The sequence below is a fragment of the Bartonella sp. AU55XJBT genome (assembly GCF_028618525.1).
This window is the reverse complement of sequence record NZ_JAQITC010000010.1, coordinates 1-17828: the sequence shown is the minus strand read 5'-3', so window position 1 is coordinate 17828 and position 17828 is coordinate 1. Positions and strand designations below refer to the sequence as shown.

Genomic DNA, 17828 nt, shown 5'->3' with positions numbered 1-17828 from the left:
TGTATGGAGCAAGAATTTTACGAAGATCAAAAAGAAGGGCAGGCTGAGATATGTCATGACGAGACATTTCATGGCAAGTTTATTGATCTTTGCCCAGACGTTTTATGCCAAGATATCACCGTTAGCCAAGCACCGGAATGGGTCGAGTTGTTGCCCAAAGCGCCCCATGTGAAGGCGCGTGATGGACGGGAATGGCATTATGACCCACAAAGGATTTTAAAGGCTTTTGCAGCCAATAAAGGACCGCTTGTGATTGATTATGAGCATGGGCAACATCACCGTGCGAGAAATGGCTTAGAAGCGCCTGCAAGTGGCTGGATTGAAGAATTGGCAGAGCGGGATGGTGCGATTTGGGGACGCGTTAAATGGACTGATATGGCTACCAAAAAAATTATTGCCCGAGAATATCGCTATCTTTCGCCTGAGTTTCGCCATTCCAAGAAAGGTGAAATTTTGAATTTAGCCGGTGCTGGTTTGGTGAACCGTCCAGCCCTTGTCATGACGGCTTTAAGCCGTGAACAGCCTTCCCCTATAACTTTGACGGAGAAAATGATGGATTTGACAGCCATTGCCAGTGCACTATCGCTGGCAGAAGATGCTAAAGCAGATGAGGTTTTAGCAACGCTTAAAGCGCGCGAAAAGGAACGCGTGGAATTAAATGCCCAATTAACAAAAGCGCAAGAAGATTTAGCGCTTTTGCAAGAAGAGCAAAAAAACAGTGCCATTGAGAGTCTTTTAGACAAGGCAATTGAAGAGGGTAAGATTTTGCCGGCTGCGCGCGAGGAATATCGTGCGCTGTGTAGCCTTAAAGGGGGCATCGAGCATTTTAAAAGTTTGGTCGAGAAGTTGCCGGCGCTTGCCTCAACAAGTCCTTTAGAGGCGTGTGCTTTGGTGCAAGAACAAAAGCTTGCTCCAGAAGAGGTTGCTCTTGCAGCACGCCATTATCAAGAAGAGCAGAAGAAAAAAGGCTTCGACATCACCATTAGCCAAGCGGTTGATTATATTTGCGAACAAAAGGAGCGCCAATCATGAGTACGATGATTTTGATTAAATCTTTTCGCGCCACCGATGTAATCTCACCTTATTGCATTGTTGCGGCGCGCACCGATGGTTCGGTGGCAACGGCTTCTGGTAAGGGTGATAAATTATTAGGGACTGCTGGCTCTCTTGGCGCAAAGGCTGGTGAGATGATTGATGTTGGCCAATGTGGTTGGAGCGAAGTGGTTTGTGGGGGCAATGTTTCCTTTGGTGATTTTTTGACCTCTGACCCAAAGGGGCACGCCATTAAGGCAGAAGCAGCAGATCGCACCATTGGCATTGCCATGAGTGATGGCTCTGCTGGTGATGTTATTCCTTTTAAAATGAATTAATCGAGGCTTAAAATGAACAGACCTTTTCCCATTGATCCAACACTCACTGCTATTGCTATTGGTTATCGTAATCCAGCAGGTTCTCTTATTGGCGATAAAGTTTTGCCCCGCGTTTCTGTTTTAAGTGAGGTGTTTAAATATAGTGAATTTCCTCTAGCGGAAAGTTTTACGGTTCCTGAACTTGAAATTGGGCGGAAAGGACGCCCGAATGTGGTGGAATTTTCTGCCTTTGAACGGGAAGCTAGTGTGAGAGATTACGGGCTTGATGACCTTATTCCCAATTCAGATATTGAAGCAGCAGCTCGCGCACGGGCAGAAAAGCGCTCTCGTTATAATCCCGAAAAAACAGCTGTAGAGGGACTTGCCAATTTGCTGGAATTGGGGCGTGAAGTACGTGTTGCAGCTCTTGTACAAAGAAGTGAAAATTACGCACCAGAGCGGGTGATAACGCTCAAAGGTGAAAATAAATTTAGTGATTATGAAAAATCTGACCCTTATGCCACTTTAGATGAGGCGATGGATAAAGCTCTCGTCTATACGCCCAACACCATTGTGATGGGCAAAGTTGTTTGGTCAAAACTCAAACGCCATCCTAAAATCATTAAAGCCGTTAAAGGAGGTGGCACTGCTGATGGTTTTGTCACCAAGGCGCAATTTGCTGATCTGATGGAAATACACCCTGAACGTTTACTCATTGGTGAATCGCAAGTGAATTTGGCCCGCAAAGGGCGTTCAGCACAATTGGCACGTGTTTGGGGCAATAAGATTGCACTGCTTTATATTGACCCCACCAAACAACAGGCGGATGGATCGGTCATCAGTTGGGGTTTTAGCGCCCAATTGGGTGAACGTTTATCAGGGGTGATCCAAGATCCAGATATCGGCTTGTCAGGCGGTAAACGGGTGCGTGTGGGGGAACGTGTGTGCGAATTGGTGGCAGCAAAAGATGCCGGCGTTTTATTGCAAGAAGTTGTCTAAGGGAAACTTTGAAACATGGCTTATGCAAGCAAAACATTGATTGAAGAGCTCTGGGGTGATGACTTCTTGGATGACTTATGTGGAATGGATGAGAATTCTGATCCAGTTTTTTCAGAGCAAGCCATTGCCCGCGCTCTAAACCAAGCAAGCGGTGAGATTGATGTGCATTTGTCTCATCGCTACTTGGTCCCGATTGCTGGACAGCCGGCGGCTCTGGGCATGATTTGTGTCAATATTGCTGTTTATAATTTAGCCATACGCCATACGGCACTGACCACAACCATTGAAGATCGTTACAAACAGGCGGTTGAACTTTTGAAACGCATTGCGGAAGGCAAAGCGGGTTTAGGGGTCGATGAACCTAAAATTATGAGCGAAGATGGCCCCGTGCGTGATGGGGCTTTTTTTCATGCTAAGCCGCGTTTGATGGGTAGGTAACATGTCTGTTTCAACCCATATTGAGATTAAAGAGACAGGGCTTGAAGCGGCTTTATCCTTTTTACAAAAGGGCGCTGATAGCTCGATGGGGACTTTGGCACAAGGGGTTGGGCGTCTTATCCAAGAGAGCACAAGGCGGCGGATTCAAAGCGAAAAAACCTCCCCCCAAGGAGAGAAGTGGAAAAACAATCATGCTCGCACCTCCATTCTTTATGCCAGTGGGGCGCTTTCACGCTCCATTGATATGAAAGCCTCACCAGAACAGGTGATTGTGGGCTCTGGGTTGGTTTATGCGCGGATTCATCAATTGGGTGGGGTTATTCGCCCGAAAAATGGCAAAACCCTACGCTTTTTCTTGAGAAGCAGCAAGGCACAGCGCTTTGTTTGTGTGCCTCAAGTGACCATGCCGGCGCGCCCCTATTTAGGGCTTTCAGAACACAATAAAGTGGAAATTATCAAAGCGGCAGAAGATTGGCTGGGAAGGGTCTTTTCATGAGTCAAACAGTCACACAAGCAGGGCGTATTAATGCGTTTCGTGAGGCGGTGATAAGGAGCCTTAAAAGCGCTCTGCCGGATGTGCGCGATTGTGCCTGCCAATTTGGGCGTTTTAACTTGGAAGAACTTGAAACACAAATGCTTGTTGCGCCAGCAATACGTGTTGCAGTGTTAGAAAGCCGCTTAAGTTCTGTTGCTTCTGGTCAGATCAGTGCAGAGCTTCATTTAGGGGCATTTATTATCACCACGGGCAAGGAACGGGATGTTTCCAGTTGGCTTTTGGCAGAAGCGATAGGGGTTTTATGCCATAGCGGACAATTGTGGGGGTTAACGCATGTAAGCGCCCCGCAGGATGTGTCAATTGACCCCATTATTTCTGCGGCGATTAAGCAGCGCGGTGTATCGATTAGTGTGGTGGAATGGCATCAAGATTTGCATCATTTAGGACAAGATATTTTTGCGGGTGAAGACAAACGACAACTTAAAGCCGGATTGATCTCATGTGATGATGAGGTGGGGGCATGAATGATGCACATCTCTTAAGCGATACCTTTCGGCAAATCATGAAGCGCCTTGATGCGCTTGAACGCTGTCTTGCCAACCAGCACATGATTGGGCGGGTTGCAGAAGTTGATGGCCATAGGGTGCGGGTAAAACTTTCCGAACAGGGTTCCAATGGACAAGCGGTTTTATCGCCTTGGCTACAAGCGCAAGAAGCTTCTGGTGCTGTTTCAAGCAATATGCCCCTCCATGTTGGTGATCCGGTGCGCTTGTTAAATCCCCATGGCGAAATTGGTTCTGCCTCTCTGGTTGTACGCGATAGCTATAGTGAGGATGCACCTAATCCCGCACGCTCACTGCGAGAGCTTGCTCTGTGTTATGCGGGTGGTGCTTTGCGTATCACGAAGGATGAGCTTATTCTCTCTCATGGGGAAAACCAAATCCGTTTGAGCGCACAAGGGCTGGTGCTTTGTCATCAATCAACCCGTGTTGAATTGACAGGCAGCGTGCAGATTCAAGCAGAAGATTTACAGCACAATCAAAAATCTGTTGGCGCAAGCCACAAACACGGTGGGGTCAACATGGGTCCCTCCACAACCTCTAGTCCTCTTTGAGATGAAGGAGTTTTTATCATGCGTGAGAATACTTATGTTATTTTAACCAATGCCGATTTTGTTGCAGGTCAGCGTTCACCGGGCAGAGGTGAAGAAATTTGTTTAAGTGAGGAAGCGGCAAAATATCCGTTGTTGCTTGGTCAGATTGCTGAAAAACCAGCACCTGTTGTTTCTGCCCCCCCAACGGTTTCTACCACAAAGACAACAAAGGGTGCTTAAAGCATGCGGTGCGGGATGAGCGAAAAGGATGGCTCTCTCTTATATGGTTGGGATCATTGCCAACAATCCATTCATAAATGTTTAATGACAAGGGTGGGAACACGGGTTTTGCGTCGTCATTATGGGTGTGATGTTAGAGAATTCCAAGATGCCAATGCTGATCCTGCGACGATGATGCAGCTTTATCAAGCAATTGTTGAAGCTTTGGATGATCCAGAGTGTGGAGAGCCTGGGTTTTCGCTACAGAGGATTGATCTGACAAAAGCAACGCGTGAAGGCACATTCCATTTTGTTTTAACCGGTGTTTTTTATCCCGATGGGCATTTGGGGGATTGGTCACACAAAGAGCCCATGAGCATCAATTTAGAGGTTGGTGATGACAGAGTTTGAACCTTTACCACTCCCACAACTCCCTTTGCCACAAATTATTGAAGAGCTTTCTGTTGAAGCAATTTTAGAGCAAAAGATCATGCGTTTGACTGAGCTTTTTGCAGCGCATCATATCCCTTATAATGTGGAAAAGACGGCTTATGATCCGGTAGTCATTCAATTGCAAGCGGCCGCTTATGAAGAGTTGCTTTTGCGCCAGCGGATGAATGAAGTGGCGCGCGATAATTTACTCACATTTGCCCGTGGAACAAGTTTAGATTATTTGGGGGATTTTCATGGAGTCACGCGCCTTTTGGATGAAGATGATGCGCGTTTGCGCCGCCGTATTCGCTTAAATAGACAAGGACATTCCACAGGCGGCACAGCACCACGGTATCAATATTTTGCCCTCTCAAGTGATATCCATGTCAAAGATGCTTTTGTTTATCGTGAGGGTAAAAGCCCGCTTATTCATGTTGCGCTTTTTAGTGACGCCCCTTCAGGGATGGCTGATGAGGCTTTAGTTGCAAAGGTGCAAGCAGCCCTTGATGAGCCTCATGTTAAAATGACCAATGACCAGATCCTTGTGAAAAGCGCGGTGCAGCGGATGATCGATATTTCTGCTGATTTTTGGTTGTTACCGGATGAAGGCACCTTTGTTTTGGAAAAAGCGGAACAGAATTTAAGAGTAGAATGGGCGCGTGCGCAAAGGCTTGGGCGTGATCTCTCAATAAGTTGGATCCTAAGCCGCTTGATGGTTGAGGGTGTTCACCATGTGAACATAACACAACCTTATGAGGATATTTTTGTCGCACCGGATGAAGCGGTCGCTTTGGGGGATATTGTCTTGTCTGAACGGGGGCGTGCTTATTGATGCTTTCCTCACTTTTGCCCCCAAATTCGAGCTTGTTTGAACGCTGTTTGGCAGAAGCAATGGCTTTTGAGCCTCACGTTAAAACGGCACTCGAAGAAATACCCCGTGCAAAATTTATTACGCGTCCGCCTTCTTGGTTGCCCTTTTTAATTGATGAATATGGTCTACAAGAATTAAGCCCTTATTTCTCTAACCTTTATGATTTGATTGATTCTGGTCTTGCATGGCAAAATATTCGCGGTTCTCTTGCGGCAATAGAGTTGGGGCTTGAATGGCTCCAGATTACAGCACGCTTTCAACCTGCATGGACGGGGCGTGCATGGTGGAACGCCTTTCAACTCTACTTTGATCAGTTGCCTGAACGGAAAAGCCTTGAAGCCATTGAAGCAATTACCGACCTTTCCAAAAGTTTGCGCTCTGATTTTCGCCGTGGTGTCATGGGTTATGATGTGCAAGCTGTTGAATGCAATATGTCACGGCTTGATGACAGCATGTTGGAGTATGAGAGCGGTGTGCGCTTAACAGCTGGGAATACGTTGTTTTCCTTTGGGCGCACGACAGAGATAGAGCGCGTTCTCACAAGAGAAGAAGGCAAGCTTATTGGCAATTGGATAGATGATGGGGATGAGGAATTAAGCTGGGATCAAATCGATTATCCATGGGATATGGCAAATTTTCCGTGGTGTTCGGTTAAAAAACATGAACGCGCCATACTCATGGCAGAGTGGTTTCATGGCCGCACGCTTTATCTCGTGTTAAGAGACCCCCAAGATGACGTGATTGGGTTTCGCAGATGCTATGCTGTACAGCCTGTCGAACAGGCTTTGGATGGTGTTTATAACCATTCAAGCGGCAGATTCCAGCCATCCCCGATGGGCACGGCGCTTTTTCTAGCAGCACGCACAGATTTTCACGATGTTGACGGGAGACAAGCAGCATTTGTTTCAATTTTGGTTCACGCTACCCCCGCAGAAAACATAGCGGTTGGCAAGCTTTGGTGTGAGCCTGATGAACTGAATGGCGGTGTGGAGATACTCAAAACGCCTGTCACTATTCCTTTGCGTGCCGATGTTCGCGAACAATTCAAGATTTTATTGAGGTTTTAATATGAAGCATGAAAGTGGTTTGCCCTTTGCAATTGACAGATCTCGTGGCAAAGAGGAACAACAAAGCGTTGTCTTTTATGGCACGCGTCCTTTTATTCAAAGTGGTGAACTCAATGAAGTTCAAACCATCATAAGGGGACGCCATAACCGTTTGGGGCGTCTTGTGGCCAAAGAAGGAGACCGCGTTGAACGTGCTGATGCTTTTGTCAATAAAGACATGAGGACCGTCACTTTAACGGATGGCAAGATTTATATCGCAGGCGATATCTTTCCAGTCTCTGAAGCTGTACTCAACAATGTTTCCATGATCGGACGCTTGGAAATTGGTGTAAAGCTGCAAAAAAAATGGATAACACACGAAGATGATCCGGAGCTCTTGGGGCAAGTCCCTGGCACCTTGGCAGAAGGAGAGCCTGGTGCCGCACGCGAAACAGCAAAGCTTGTTTGGGCACTGAAAGAAGATACACAGCAAGGCACTTTCTTTCCGGTTTATATCTTACAAGATGGTGTTCTGATTGATCAAAAATCCCCATCACTGCTTGAACCCGCCATGCAAGCCATTGCGACATATGACAGAGCCCATGGACATTATATCGTGAGTGGCTGCCGTGTGAGCGCATTGGGACAAAACAACGGCTGCCAAGTGTTTAGTATTCAAGAAGGAGAAGCCAATATTAATGGCTTTAAACGCAAGCGCCTTGCCGCCTTGCGCCATGAAGAGATGCAAGATTTTTCTACAAGCGTTGTTCCAAGCGAAACACATATTTTTGCGCCTCAAAAGGGCAAGACAAGCTTTACCTTTAAAACCTATTATGCTCCCATTGCCGATATTCATTCTCTTTTGCTTACAAAAGAAAAAACTGTCACACTAACCCGTGGTGCAGTTGCTTCAGGGCGTGATGGTGTTCCTGATAAAAGCATCACCGCGTTTATCAAAGTTGTTCAAGGAAGCAAGGAATTTAAAGAAGGCACAGATTTTAAAAAAACAGGAGACACCATTGATTGGGCACCCGTGGGAGATGAGCCGCTCCCCGGAAGTAGCTACACGGTCACGTACCGTTATCGCGCTAGCATAAAAGCAGATAAAGTCACAGCACAGGAAATTACAGTATCAGGTGGTGCTGATGGTGGTGATATTATCGTCAGTTATACTTACAAATTACCGCGCATTGACCGTATAGGTCTCAACACACAAGGCAATGTGGTTTACATCAAAGGGGTTTCATCAGACCAACCCATGGCACCAAGTGTCCCTGATGATGTGTTGTCCCTTGCAACTATCACCAACAATTGGCTTGAAACGCCGGTAGTTGTCAATGATGGCACACGTGTTGCCCCCTATGATGAGATGTGGCGCTATTTTCAACGGGTGCTCTCTCTTGACCGGTTGATGCAATTAGAGCGCATTAAAAGCAATGTGGACTCTAAAGAGCCTGTCGCTAAAAAAGGCATGTTTGCTGACCCTTTTCTAGATGACTCTTACAGAGATGAAGGCTTTCAGCAAACAGGCGCTGTAGGCAGTGGCATTTTACAGCTCGCCATTGATCCAACATTTTACACTGCTCCTTTAAAAGCGCCTGTCACCCTTGACTGGACAAATGAAGTGATCATTGCACAAGAATTGACAACGGCTTGCGAAAAAATCAATCCCTATCAAAATTTTGCACCCCTGCCTGGTACAGTAACTGTTGACCCCGCAACAGATTTTTGGCACGAACAGCGCACCGATTGGCTCTCTGGTGTCACCAATCAGATCATCATGGGCAGGAACCGTGGCAGAACTATCCGTAACACAGAAGTGCATGATGATCTCATCAATGAGACCCAAAAACAAATCGATTTCTTAAGACAAATTACCCTTCACTTTAAAATTGAAGGTTTTGGCAGTAGCGAAATCTTGGAAAGTCTTACCTTTGATGGTGTGAATGTTTTGCCAAAAACAAAGCTTGTTGCTAACACCAAAGGCACCCTTGAAGGGAGTTTCAAGATTCCTCCAAACATTCCCGCCGGTACAAAAAATGTTATAGCACGAGGGAAAGGTGGAACAACAGCAACGGGGCTTTTTACCGGTCAAGGGGTGATTGATGTAAAGGTGATGCGGCGTACCACCACAGTGAAAATATGGACACAAGTAGACCCGCAAGCCCAAGTCTTTACCCCCGATGAAACACGGCAAATCACAGGGATTGACTTTCATCTTTGCAAAATTGGCAATCAGAACCATGATCTGGTGATTGATTTGGTCACCACTGAAAATGGCTATCCGACCGCCGATATTCAAGCACAAAGCTTTTATTCTATGAAGGGCGCAAAGCTAGGTTGGGCAGAGGCACGCTATGATGTACCACTCCTTGTGATGGATGACCGCTTAACAGCTTTTGTCATTAAAACTGATGATGCTGATCATTCCCTCTCACTCGCCAAACTTGGAGATTTTGATGCAGAACACCAGAGATACGTCTCGAGTCACCCTTACGTGACGGGTCCACGCTTTTCTTCAGTTAACGCGCAAAGCTGGACCGCCCATCAAAATGAAGCACTGGCGTTTCGTGTGTTGGCGGCCCGCTACACACAAACAGAAAAAACCATTGATCTTGGCACATTTGATCTTGTGGACTGCTCTGATTTACAAATACGCGCAGCCATTGAATTGCCTTCAAGCGACTGTTCTGTCATCTTTGAAATTGAAAGAACCAACGGCACGGTTTATCAATTGCTTCCCTTTCAATTGCTAAGCCTTACCGAATATATCAGTGAAAAGGTAAAGCTTCGCGCCATTCTCAAAGGGACAGAGAAGCTTTCACCGGTCTTATTTGCTCCTGTTCAATTGATTGCGGGAAAGATCCATAAGGAAGCCACTTATGTCACGAGGGCTTTTGCCTTTGGGGAAAAGGCAAGGTTAACGAGCTATATCAAAACCTTTTTACCGGGCGGTGCAACCTTCTCACTCGAGATGCAACTGGATGATAGTGCTTTCACCCCTCTCACATTAGACGAAACAGAGCAGTTATCTGAACCGCTTTGGACAGAGCGAAAATTTGTGAGCAGCGACAAAACAGCCAAACAAGCGCGCCTCAAACTCACCCTTACCGGTGGACCAGCAGCGCGTTCCATGGTGTGTGATTTTGGTGCCGGCATATTGTGATGGGAGAATGAGAGATGACAAAAACCAAAAAACTCGACATGGACTTGCCCAAAGAAGGGCGCTTTATCAGTTCTGAATTCCCAATCTTGCGGGAAAACTTGACGAAAATTGATCAAGCCATTGTTGATATTGAGGACAAGCTAGACGAAAAAGCCCCTTTAAAACATACGCATACAATAAGTGATGTCATAGATCTTGAAGCAACCCTTAAGGCCAAGATGGCAGCGGATAAAACCTTCACTTTTGCTGATTTAAGCGATATCGAGGGCGCTAAGGATGCAGCAAATAATTATGTTCTCTATAAATCAAGCAATAATAACTTCACCTTTGGCAGTGCTGTCTCCCTGTTAGGTGCACACCAACATAAAACCGAAGATATTGTGGGGCTTGATGATTTTAGAGCCAAGATCAATCAAGATCTGACAAGTTATGGACGTCTAGCAAGTCCAAATGAATGGCAAAGTTATAATAAATTTACCAGCAAAATCACCATGAGTGGTGGCTTAGAACTGTTGGGCAACGCATCATTGAACCTTATCCATAATGGTGAAGTGATAACAAATTTAAGTGCGAGTGGTAGCTTGCTTAAAGGACCACTAACCGTTGATGGTAACAAGGTTTATACTAAGAGCGAAGTGGATGCAGCTATCTTGACACAAATAAAGAGTCTTAAAAAAGATTTGACTGATAAAATCACGAATTGGACTGCCCTTGCTGATGCTGAATTGCTCTATACACAGGATGGGAAAATTCAATGGCCCGATTGGGTAACGGATAAAACCAAAGTAGAAATCCAAGCTTGGGGTGGTGGTGGCAGTGGAGGTGGAGCTGATACTCCATGTTTGGGTGGTGGAGGTGGTGGAGGTGGTTGTAGCGTGTGGTATGGCTATAAAGCAAGTTTAAACGGTCATGAGGATATCACAATTGGTTTAGGAGGAGCTCGTGTTGCATCACGCGGTGCAACAGGCAATTCTGGAGGAGCAACAGTCATTGGAAAAAATTTTATTACCGCCGCGGGAGGACGTGGCGGCAGTGGTGCCTATTATCGCAATGACTCCAACTATTCTACAGGATATGGTGGAGCTGGAGGGATTGGTGGAAACTTCGGCTTGGCAACGGACGAACACTTAGGGCTTGCCAAAGGGGGGAATGGCTATGCTGGGACTGGTGGAGGCTATGGAGGTAAAAGTGGGAATGGAGGTGATGCTGGGGGTGATACATCAAGGGGTGGTTCTGGAGGAATAGGGCAAGGTTCCTATACTTCAGGAAAAGGAGGGCGTGGTTTTGGTGGTGGCGGTGCCGGTGCTCACTCTGATTCTTCTCAAAGCGGTGCTGGAGCCGATGGCGCTGTCCTTATAAGATTATGGAAAGAATGAATGGATGCACGACTAACCAAAGAGATAGCACAAGTCAAATTGATGCTTGTTGTATCATGGCTTAAGGTTGTAATAGTCTTTTTTTAAGTCCCTTTTATCGCTCTTTTAAAGCCCTTTTAAAGGGCTTTTTTTGACTGACAGTGTCAGGCTTATGGAGCATGGTGATGGTTGTTATAGTCTCTTCATTGATTTGGAGAGCAAGATGGCAACAGAATTTAATCATGGGATTCGCATTGTAGAGGCTGGTGAGGATTCCCGTCCCTTAGCAACATTTGATCAAACCGCTATTGGTGCGGTTGTCACAGCTCCTGATGCTGACAACCAAATTTTTCCCCTCAACGAACCTGTCCTTCTCTTTACGCATGAGGTGGAGAAAATCCAAAAGCTTGGGACAAGAGGCACAGCTCTTGATGTGATTAATGCTGTGTGTGCACAAGGGATCGAGGCACAAATTATCCTTGTGCGCGTGGAAGAAAAATCAACCATTGCTGAGACACAAACTGAGATGGTGGGGTCCAATACGGCTTTGACTGGTGTGCATGCCTTATCGCATGCTAGAGGTCATTTAGGGGTAGAGCCTGGGATTTTACTGGCACCAGCTTATAGTGTAGGGCGCCTTGATAATGGCAAAAACCCCGTAGCAGATGCGCTTGAACAGGTTGCCGAAAAGCTACAAGCGATTGCGGTTTTTGATACGGGTGGTAAAAACACGGAAGAAAGCCTTGCCTATCGTGCGGATTTTTCCTCACGCTTTTGTTATTTGATTGACCCTTTTGTACGGGTGGCAAATAGTGAGGGTGGTTGGAGTATTAAACCGGCAAGCCCTTTTGCGGCGGCGATGTTTATCAAGCGTGATAAGCAAAGGGGTGGTGTTTTTTGGTCTCCTTCCAACCAAGATGTTAAAGGCATTTTAGGCACGGCGCGCCCGATTAGCTATTTTGATGGCGAAATCGATCATGAGGCTAATCGCCTCAATCAAGCCGATATTGCTACCTTTATTCCAGCACGGCTTAGCCAAAATGCCCATGGGCAAATGGCTGCCAATGGACGCATTTTATGGGGCAACCATACCACCTCTAGCGATCCACTCTGGCGTTTTGTCAATGTGGTGCGCACCCGTGCAGCATTGGAAAAAACCATCATTAACAATTTCCGCCCTTGGGCGAATGATGAGAATCTGACCGGTCAACATGTTATTGCCATCACCCGCTCTTTGACCAGCTTTCTTGATGATATGATTGCCCGTGGTGCATTGCTTGGTGGGCGGGTTTGGTTTGATCGTGATTTAAATTCCAACAGCACTTTACAGCTTGGAAAGTTACGGGTGGAATTTGATGCAGAAGAAGTGCCACCTTTAGAAGATTTGAGTTTCGGCAGCCGGCGCAATAGCGCTTATTTTGACCGGTTGGCGCAAGATATCCAAAAGAAAATGACCTATCAATTTGGCGATACGCTTGAAACTTATCGCAAAGCAGCAAGGAGTGAAGCATGACTTTACGCATTGTACGCGGTTTTACGCTAATTGTTGATGATGATGTGAATCTTCATCTCGATCTTGAAACGCTTAAATTGCCCACGCTGGAAGAAATCACAGAAACCTATCAACCAGGCGGTTCTGATATGCAAATTGATGTGAGCGGTCTTGGTGTGAAAGCTCTCGGTTTGCAAATGAAAATCCGCAGCCACACCCCAGAAATTATCGGCATCTTTGGAGGTCCTCCTGGTCTTCGTCATAAATTTACCGGCAAAAAACATGTGGTGTCTGAAGAAGATGGGCGCGAGCATGAACATTCCATTGATGTCACGGGGCGCTTGGTCAAAGTTGATAGCGAAAGCTTAACGGCTGGAAAAGCGACAGGCTATGATTGCGAGATCAAAAATATTTGGGACTATACAGAATTTTGGGATGGTTCTGTTTTGCATCGCTTTTCCTTTAAACGGGGCGGTTGGCTTGTCCGCAATGGGCAAGAGATCGGTTCTCGCCGCCGCTCTATTCTCAATTTATAGGAATTGATCATGACAAGTTTACAAACAAGCATTGAGGTGGAATTAGCTGTTCCGCTTCTTTATCAAGATAAAGGTGGCAAAGAAACTCTCTGCAAGAAATTGACCTTTTATCGCCCCACTTTCAAACAAGCTAAGCAATTAGCCGTGTTGATTGGACCACAGCTTGCGAAGTCACTTTTGCCCGCTGTAGAAAAAGATAAAACATCCTTGAGCAATGATGTTCTTTTTGCCAAGCTTTGTGAGGCTTTATTGACCCATGAGGCTATGGAAGGAATAGCTGTGCTTTTAGCCGATATGTCTCATGAATCCGTTGAATTGATTGATCGTCTTGATGTTGTTGACATTATGGCCGTGTTTAAGGCTTTTTTTTCTTTTTTTACGCAACGCCAATCCTCTCTGCCGGACAATTTGGAGCAGAACTAGCGCTTTATTATCACTGGTCTCCTTCAGAGATAAACCAGATGGATTGGCTGGATGTGATTGCCTATCGAGAAGAATTAGCACGCCTGAAACAACAAGAATATGAAAGCCATCAGTTAGGATAAGAGACGATCATGGATGTTTCCCTTGTTGTGCGTTTTGTTAATCATCTGCAAGAAGGGATAGCCTCTGCTAAGCGTGATCTTGCAGCCTTTAGTTCAGATGTTGCCCATTTCCAAAACAAGACACGGCAGCACTTTAAAAATTGGTTTGATCCTGAGCACTTGAGGGAAGCAACAGCAAATGCGGAAAATGCTTTCAACCATGCGCGTGGACGCATGGTGGGTGCACTTGCGCAAACAGCAACCTTGATTGCACCCCTCTATAAAGCCATGCAATTCGACCAATCGATGAAAGGCTTGGAAAAAGTTCTCGATGCTCCCCTTCATCGCTTAAAGGAATTGCGCCGCTTTGCTTTGGAAACCTCCACCAAGATTCCGCTAGCGGCGCGTGAAGTTTTGGAACTGATGACCAGTGCCAGCCAAGCTGGGATTGGCGAACAAGATCTAGAAGCTTTTAGCATTTACGCTGCCAAAGCAGCTGTCGCTTTTGATATGACGGGGGATGAGATTGGTGAGCGTTTTGCCAAATTGCGCAATGTCTTTAAGCTTAATCAAGCAGGCATTGAAGATTTAGGCGATGCCATCAATCATCTCTCTAACCACATGGCCGCCAAGGCAAGCGAAGTATCTGACTTTACCAATCGTGCGACCGGTGCGGCAACCATGTTTAAGCTCACTGCCCGTGAAACCGCGGCTTTTGGTACGGCAATGATTTCTGCTGGTATTGTGCCTGAGAGTGCAGCGCGTGGTTTCAATGCGATGAGTGCGCGCATTCAGGCGGGGGGCAAGCATATTGAAGATGCTTTTGCCAATATCGGGCTTTCTCGCGAAAAGTTCATGCAAGATCTGGACAAAGATGCCACCGGTACCTTGGTGCGCTTTTTTGATGTTTTAGCCAAATCAGAACAGGGGATGCGTTCCCTGATTGCCATTGCTGGGCGCGATTTTACTGGTGATTTTGCCAAATTGGTGGGTAACCCCGAATTGTTAGGGCAAGCTTTAGATTATGTGAAAGACCCAAAAGTCTTTAAAGGCTCGGTAGAGCAAGAAGCAGACAAACAAGCAACCGGTGCGATCAGGCAATTTGAACTCTTACAAAACCGTATCGTGGCTTTGGGGATTACCATTGGTGAAGTGCTTCTGCCCCCTGTCAACAGTTTGATGGAAAGTGTTGGCAATTTTACCAATGTTCTTATGGCGTGGGCGAATGCCCATCCCACTTTAACAAGCGCCATCATCAAAACCATAGCTGCCCTGATGGCTTTTAACATTGCTCTGCGTGTGTTGCGCTTTGCCTTCGCTGGGACACGCCTTGGCTTGCTACAGTTGATAGGCTCTTTTATCAAACTTGTTGGTGTGAGCGGCAAGCTTAAAACAAGCTGGCGAGGCTTAGCAGCTTCAGGGCGTTCCTTGAAGCTATTGATGGCAGGGCTTGGGGCAAGTTCACTCAAACTTTTGCGACCAATGACTTTATTGGTGGCTGCGTTTCGGGGGATCGCGGTTTCAGGTGTGGCATTGGTGAGTACTTTTGGTTGGGTAGGGACAGCGATAGAAGTGGTTGGGGCGGCTATTTCCTCTGTGGTTGGTGCTGTTTTTACCCCGATAGGGGCTCTGATTGCGGCTGTTGTGGCGGTCATCATGGCCAGCTGTTTTGCTTTGTGGAAATATTGGGATCGTTTCTCTTCTTTTGTCAAAGGCTTTGCACGGGGAATAGCACACGCTCTTGGACGTGCCTTTGAAGCCGTCATGCGCTTTTTTGGTGCTGATACCGCAACGATCACTAAATGGAAAAATATAATCGCCAATGCTTTTGATTTCTCTGAACATTGGCAAAAGTTCAAACAGGGTCTTGGCGCTGTTTCTCAAGGGTTTGGCAATGTGTGGGAGGGTTTTAAGCAAAGTCTCTCCAACTTTTGGGGCTGGTTAGGAAGCTTTTTTGCCCGCGAAACGCTCTCTGATGATGCCAAAGCCGGTATGGAACAAGCGGGAGAAGACTTGGCCAATTGGATTGTTGATGGCTTTATGGCACCCATCACAAAGTTGAGTGATTTTTTTAAATCTTTACCAAGCCGCATCAGAGAATGGATTGGCAGCGTTGATTTATCCGACCTGTTTCATTTACCAAGTTGGCTTGGGGGCAAAACAGCTATTCAACCGATTGCACAATTTGCGGGGGCTGGTCATGCCAATCAATCTCGTAGAGAGCAAAAAGAAAAAGATCTTTCCACCACCACGCACAATCAAAATGTCACAGTGCATGTCAATGGCGCCCGTGATCCTGTTGCTACCGGTCGTGCGGTTGCTCACGCCATTCAACGCGCACGTGCCAATGCTCTGCATGGAGGAACAGAATGAGGGGAGGGAGCCTATGAGAGATCCTTTGATGATGTTAGGTCCGCATCAATTTTATGTGGACTGGCTGAATTTCCAATCCTTTGAAGAAGAGTTTTCCGCTTCATGGGTTTGCCTAGAGCGTTTTGGCAGGTCCCCCAGTTTGCAATTTACTGGCTATGGCAATGATCCCAAAACCATTCATGGTGTGTTGTTTCCAGAAGAATTTGGTGATCGTATAGCGATAGACGCCATCAGCAGCACCATTCGCAGAGCCAAGCCTGTCCAGATGCTTCGTTGGATCAATGATACGACCTATAGTGTCCTTCTCCATGGACCTGTGGTGATCACCAGTGTCAATAAAGACCACGACTATATCAGTCGCTCTGGTCAATCACAACGTATCCGCTATTCCATTACGCTCTTGCCCTTTTTTAATGGGGGAAAACCACAAGGACAATATCAGGTAGGACAATACCAAGAGGGATAAACTCCATGAAGATACCAGCAAAGCATGTTGTTGTAGAGTTAGAGGATATGAGTCTTGATCTGATCTGTTTTCACCATGCCATGGCTGTTTTAGGAGACCGTTCTCAAGCTGGTTTACTCAACGGCTATTTAGAAGCCACCTTGGAAGCCAATCCAGAGATTGCAAAATATGGTGTGCTTTTACCGCGAGGCATAACGGTCATTCTGCCTGAATTTGTTCTTGTTAATCCCAAAAGCACGGTGAAGCGGCTATGGGATTAATGCGTACACACCCCTTTATTGTGGTCAAGGTGGGAGACAAACCTGTTCATGAGGTTTTTTACCAGCGTCTTTTAACCGCAACCATTACCGATCATGCCGGTAATGAAGCCGATACATTTGAAGCAGAATTTGATGATGGTGGCAATTACTTAGAGGTTCCACAAACGGGCAACGCTCTGCAGGTGATCTTTGGCTATGAGAACAGCATCAGTGCTTTTATGGGGCGTTTTGTTGTCGAATCCGTTGTGAGTTCAGGTAGCAGTGATGGGGAAATTTTACGCCTTTGTGGCAAAAGCGCTTCGATGCGTAAAGAACTCAAAGAACAGGCGAGTGAGCATTTTGATCACAAAACTGTTGGGGAGATTGTTGAGACACTCGCCAAACGCCATGGCTATCAAGCAAAGGTAAGTCCACAGTTTAGCAAACAAACTTTGCCTTATGTGATTCGTACGGATCAATCGGCTGTTGATTTTTTAACTCGCCTTGCTGATCGCATGCAGGCACGTTTTTTGATCAAGGACAATAAGTTTTTATTTTTAAGCGGAGATAACTTACCAGCCCTCGACATTCATAAATATGACTGCTCCAGCTGGGAATTTACCCTTGAGCCACGCACGCAATATGGCACCATTGAAGCCTCTTATTTTGATCGCTCAAAAGGGCAACAATGCCAAGTCAAGCATCAGACAGGGTTCAGCGGTCCCGTGCGCTGT

20 protein-coding genes are annotated in these 17828 nt (G+C 46.4%); all 20 read left to right on the top strand.

The window, feature by feature from the left end:
- Positions 1-3 precede the first annotated feature (3 nt).
- Positions 4-1032: a phage protease gene (locus PVV70_RS06210; RefSeq protein ID WP_273758407.1), complete on the top strand. Its 1029-nt coding sequence runs from the start codon at positions 4-6 to the stop codon at positions 1030-1032.
- Positions 1029-1370, top strand: a complete 342-nt coding sequence (locus PVV70_RS06205; RefSeq protein WP_273758406.1) for a hypothetical protein — start codon at positions 1029-1031, stop codon at positions 1368-1370. Before PVV70_RS06210 ends, PVV70_RS06205 begins: the two co-directional genes overlap by 4 nt.
- A gap of 12 nt (positions 1371-1382) precedes the next feature.
- Positions 1383-2348: a capsid protein gene (locus PVV70_RS06200; RefSeq protein ID WP_273758405.1), complete on the top strand. Its 966-nt coding sequence runs from the start codon at positions 1383-1385 to the stop codon at positions 2346-2348.
- Positions 2349-2363: 15 nt separating this feature from the next.
- Positions 2364-2786 (top strand): gp436 family protein, encoded by a 423-nt coding sequence (locus PVV70_RS06195; protein ID WP_273758404.1) that lies wholly within the window; start codon positions 2364-2366, stop codon positions 2784-2786.
- 1 nt (position 2787) lies between these two features.
- Entirely contained in the window at positions 2788-3282 is a 495-nt protein-coding gene (locus tag PVV70_RS06190; RefSeq protein WP_273758402.1) for a phage virion morphogenesis protein, read from the top strand.
- Positions 3279-3806, top strand: coding sequence for a hypothetical protein (locus PVV70_RS06185; protein WP_273758401.1), 528 nt, complete (start codon positions 3279-3281; stop codon positions 3804-3806). Before PVV70_RS06190 ends, PVV70_RS06185 begins: the two co-directional genes overlap by 4 nt.
- On the top strand, positions 3803-4396 hold the full coding sequence (locus PVV70_RS06180; RefSeq protein ID WP_273758400.1) for a baseplate assembly protein: 594 nt from the start codon (positions 3803-3805) through the stop codon (positions 4394-4396). The genes PVV70_RS06185 and PVV70_RS06180 overlap by 4 nt, the downstream gene beginning before the upstream one ends.
- A gap of 18 nt (positions 4397-4414) precedes the next feature.
- The gene (locus PVV70_RS06175; RefSeq protein ID WP_273758399.1) at positions 4415-4615 is read left to right on the top strand and encodes a hypothetical protein; all 201 of its coding nucleotides are present in this window, start codon (positions 4415-4417) and stop codon (positions 4613-4615) included.
- Positions 4616-4618: 3 nt separating this feature from the next.
- Positions 4619-5005, top strand: coding sequence for a GPW/gp25 family protein (locus PVV70_RS06170; RefSeq protein ID WP_273758397.1), 387 nt, complete (start codon positions 4619-4621; stop codon positions 5003-5005).
- Positions 4992-5858: a baseplate J/gp47 family protein gene (locus tag PVV70_RS06165; protein ID WP_273758396.1), complete on the top strand. Its 867-nt coding sequence runs from the start codon at positions 4992-4994 to the stop codon at positions 5856-5858. The genes PVV70_RS06170 and PVV70_RS06165 overlap by 14 nt, the downstream gene beginning before the upstream one ends.
- Positions 5858-6964 carry a phage tail protein gene (locus PVV70_RS06160; RefSeq protein ID WP_273758395.1) on the top strand — a complete coding sequence of 369 codons (1107 nt, stop codon included), beginning with the start codon at positions 5858-5860 and terminating at the stop codon, positions 6962-6964. Before PVV70_RS06165 ends, PVV70_RS06160 begins: the two co-directional genes overlap by 1 nt.
- A gap of 1 nt (position 6965) precedes the next feature.
- Entirely contained in the window at positions 6966-10109 is a 3144-nt protein-coding gene (locus tag PVV70_RS06155) for a DUF4815 domain-containing protein (protein ID WP_273758394.1), read from the top strand.
- A 14-nt stretch (positions 10110-10123) separates the two neighbouring features.
- On the top strand, positions 10124-11485 hold the full coding sequence (locus PVV70_RS06150) for a Bgr_08870 family protein (RefSeq protein WP_273758393.1): 1362 nt from the start codon (positions 10124-10126) through the stop codon (positions 11483-11485).
- A gap of 202 nt (positions 11486-11687) precedes the next feature.
- Positions 11688-12977 carry a phage tail sheath C-terminal domain-containing protein gene (locus PVV70_RS06145; RefSeq protein WP_273758477.1) on the top strand — a complete coding sequence of 430 codons (1290 nt, stop codon included), beginning with the start codon at positions 11688-11690 and terminating at the stop codon, positions 12975-12977.
- Positions 12974-13492: a phage major tail tube protein gene (locus tag PVV70_RS06140; RefSeq protein WP_273758392.1), complete on the top strand. Its 519-nt coding sequence runs from the start codon at positions 12974-12976 to the stop codon at positions 13490-13492. Before PVV70_RS06145 ends, PVV70_RS06140 begins: the two co-directional genes overlap by 4 nt.
- Before the next feature lie 9 nt (positions 13493-13501).
- On the top strand, positions 13502-13915 hold the full coding sequence (locus PVV70_RS06135) for a hypothetical protein (RefSeq protein ID WP_273758391.1): 414 nt from the start codon (positions 13502-13504) through the stop codon (positions 13913-13915).
- Between the two features lie 131 nt (positions 13916-14046).
- Positions 14047-16389 (top strand): phage tail tape measure protein, encoded by a 2343-nt coding sequence (locus tag PVV70_RS06130; RefSeq protein WP_273758390.1) that lies wholly within the window; start codon positions 14047-14049, stop codon positions 16387-16389.
- A gap of 13 nt (positions 16390-16402) precedes the next feature.
- The gene (locus tag PVV70_RS06125; RefSeq protein WP_273758389.1) at positions 16403-16855 is read left to right on the top strand and encodes a phage tail protein; all 453 of its coding nucleotides are present in this window, start codon (positions 16403-16405) and stop codon (positions 16853-16855) included.
- A gap of 5 nt (positions 16856-16860) precedes the next feature.
- The gene (locus tag PVV70_RS06120) at positions 16861-17115 is read left to right on the top strand and encodes a tail protein X (RefSeq protein WP_273758388.1); all 255 of its coding nucleotides are present in this window, start codon (positions 16861-16863) and stop codon (positions 17113-17115) included.
- A partial coding sequence (locus tag PVV70_RS06115) for a phage late control D family protein (protein ID WP_273758476.1) occupies positions 17115-17828 on the top strand: 714 nt, incomplete at its 3' end. The genes PVV70_RS06120 and PVV70_RS06115, both read left to right, overlap by 1 nt.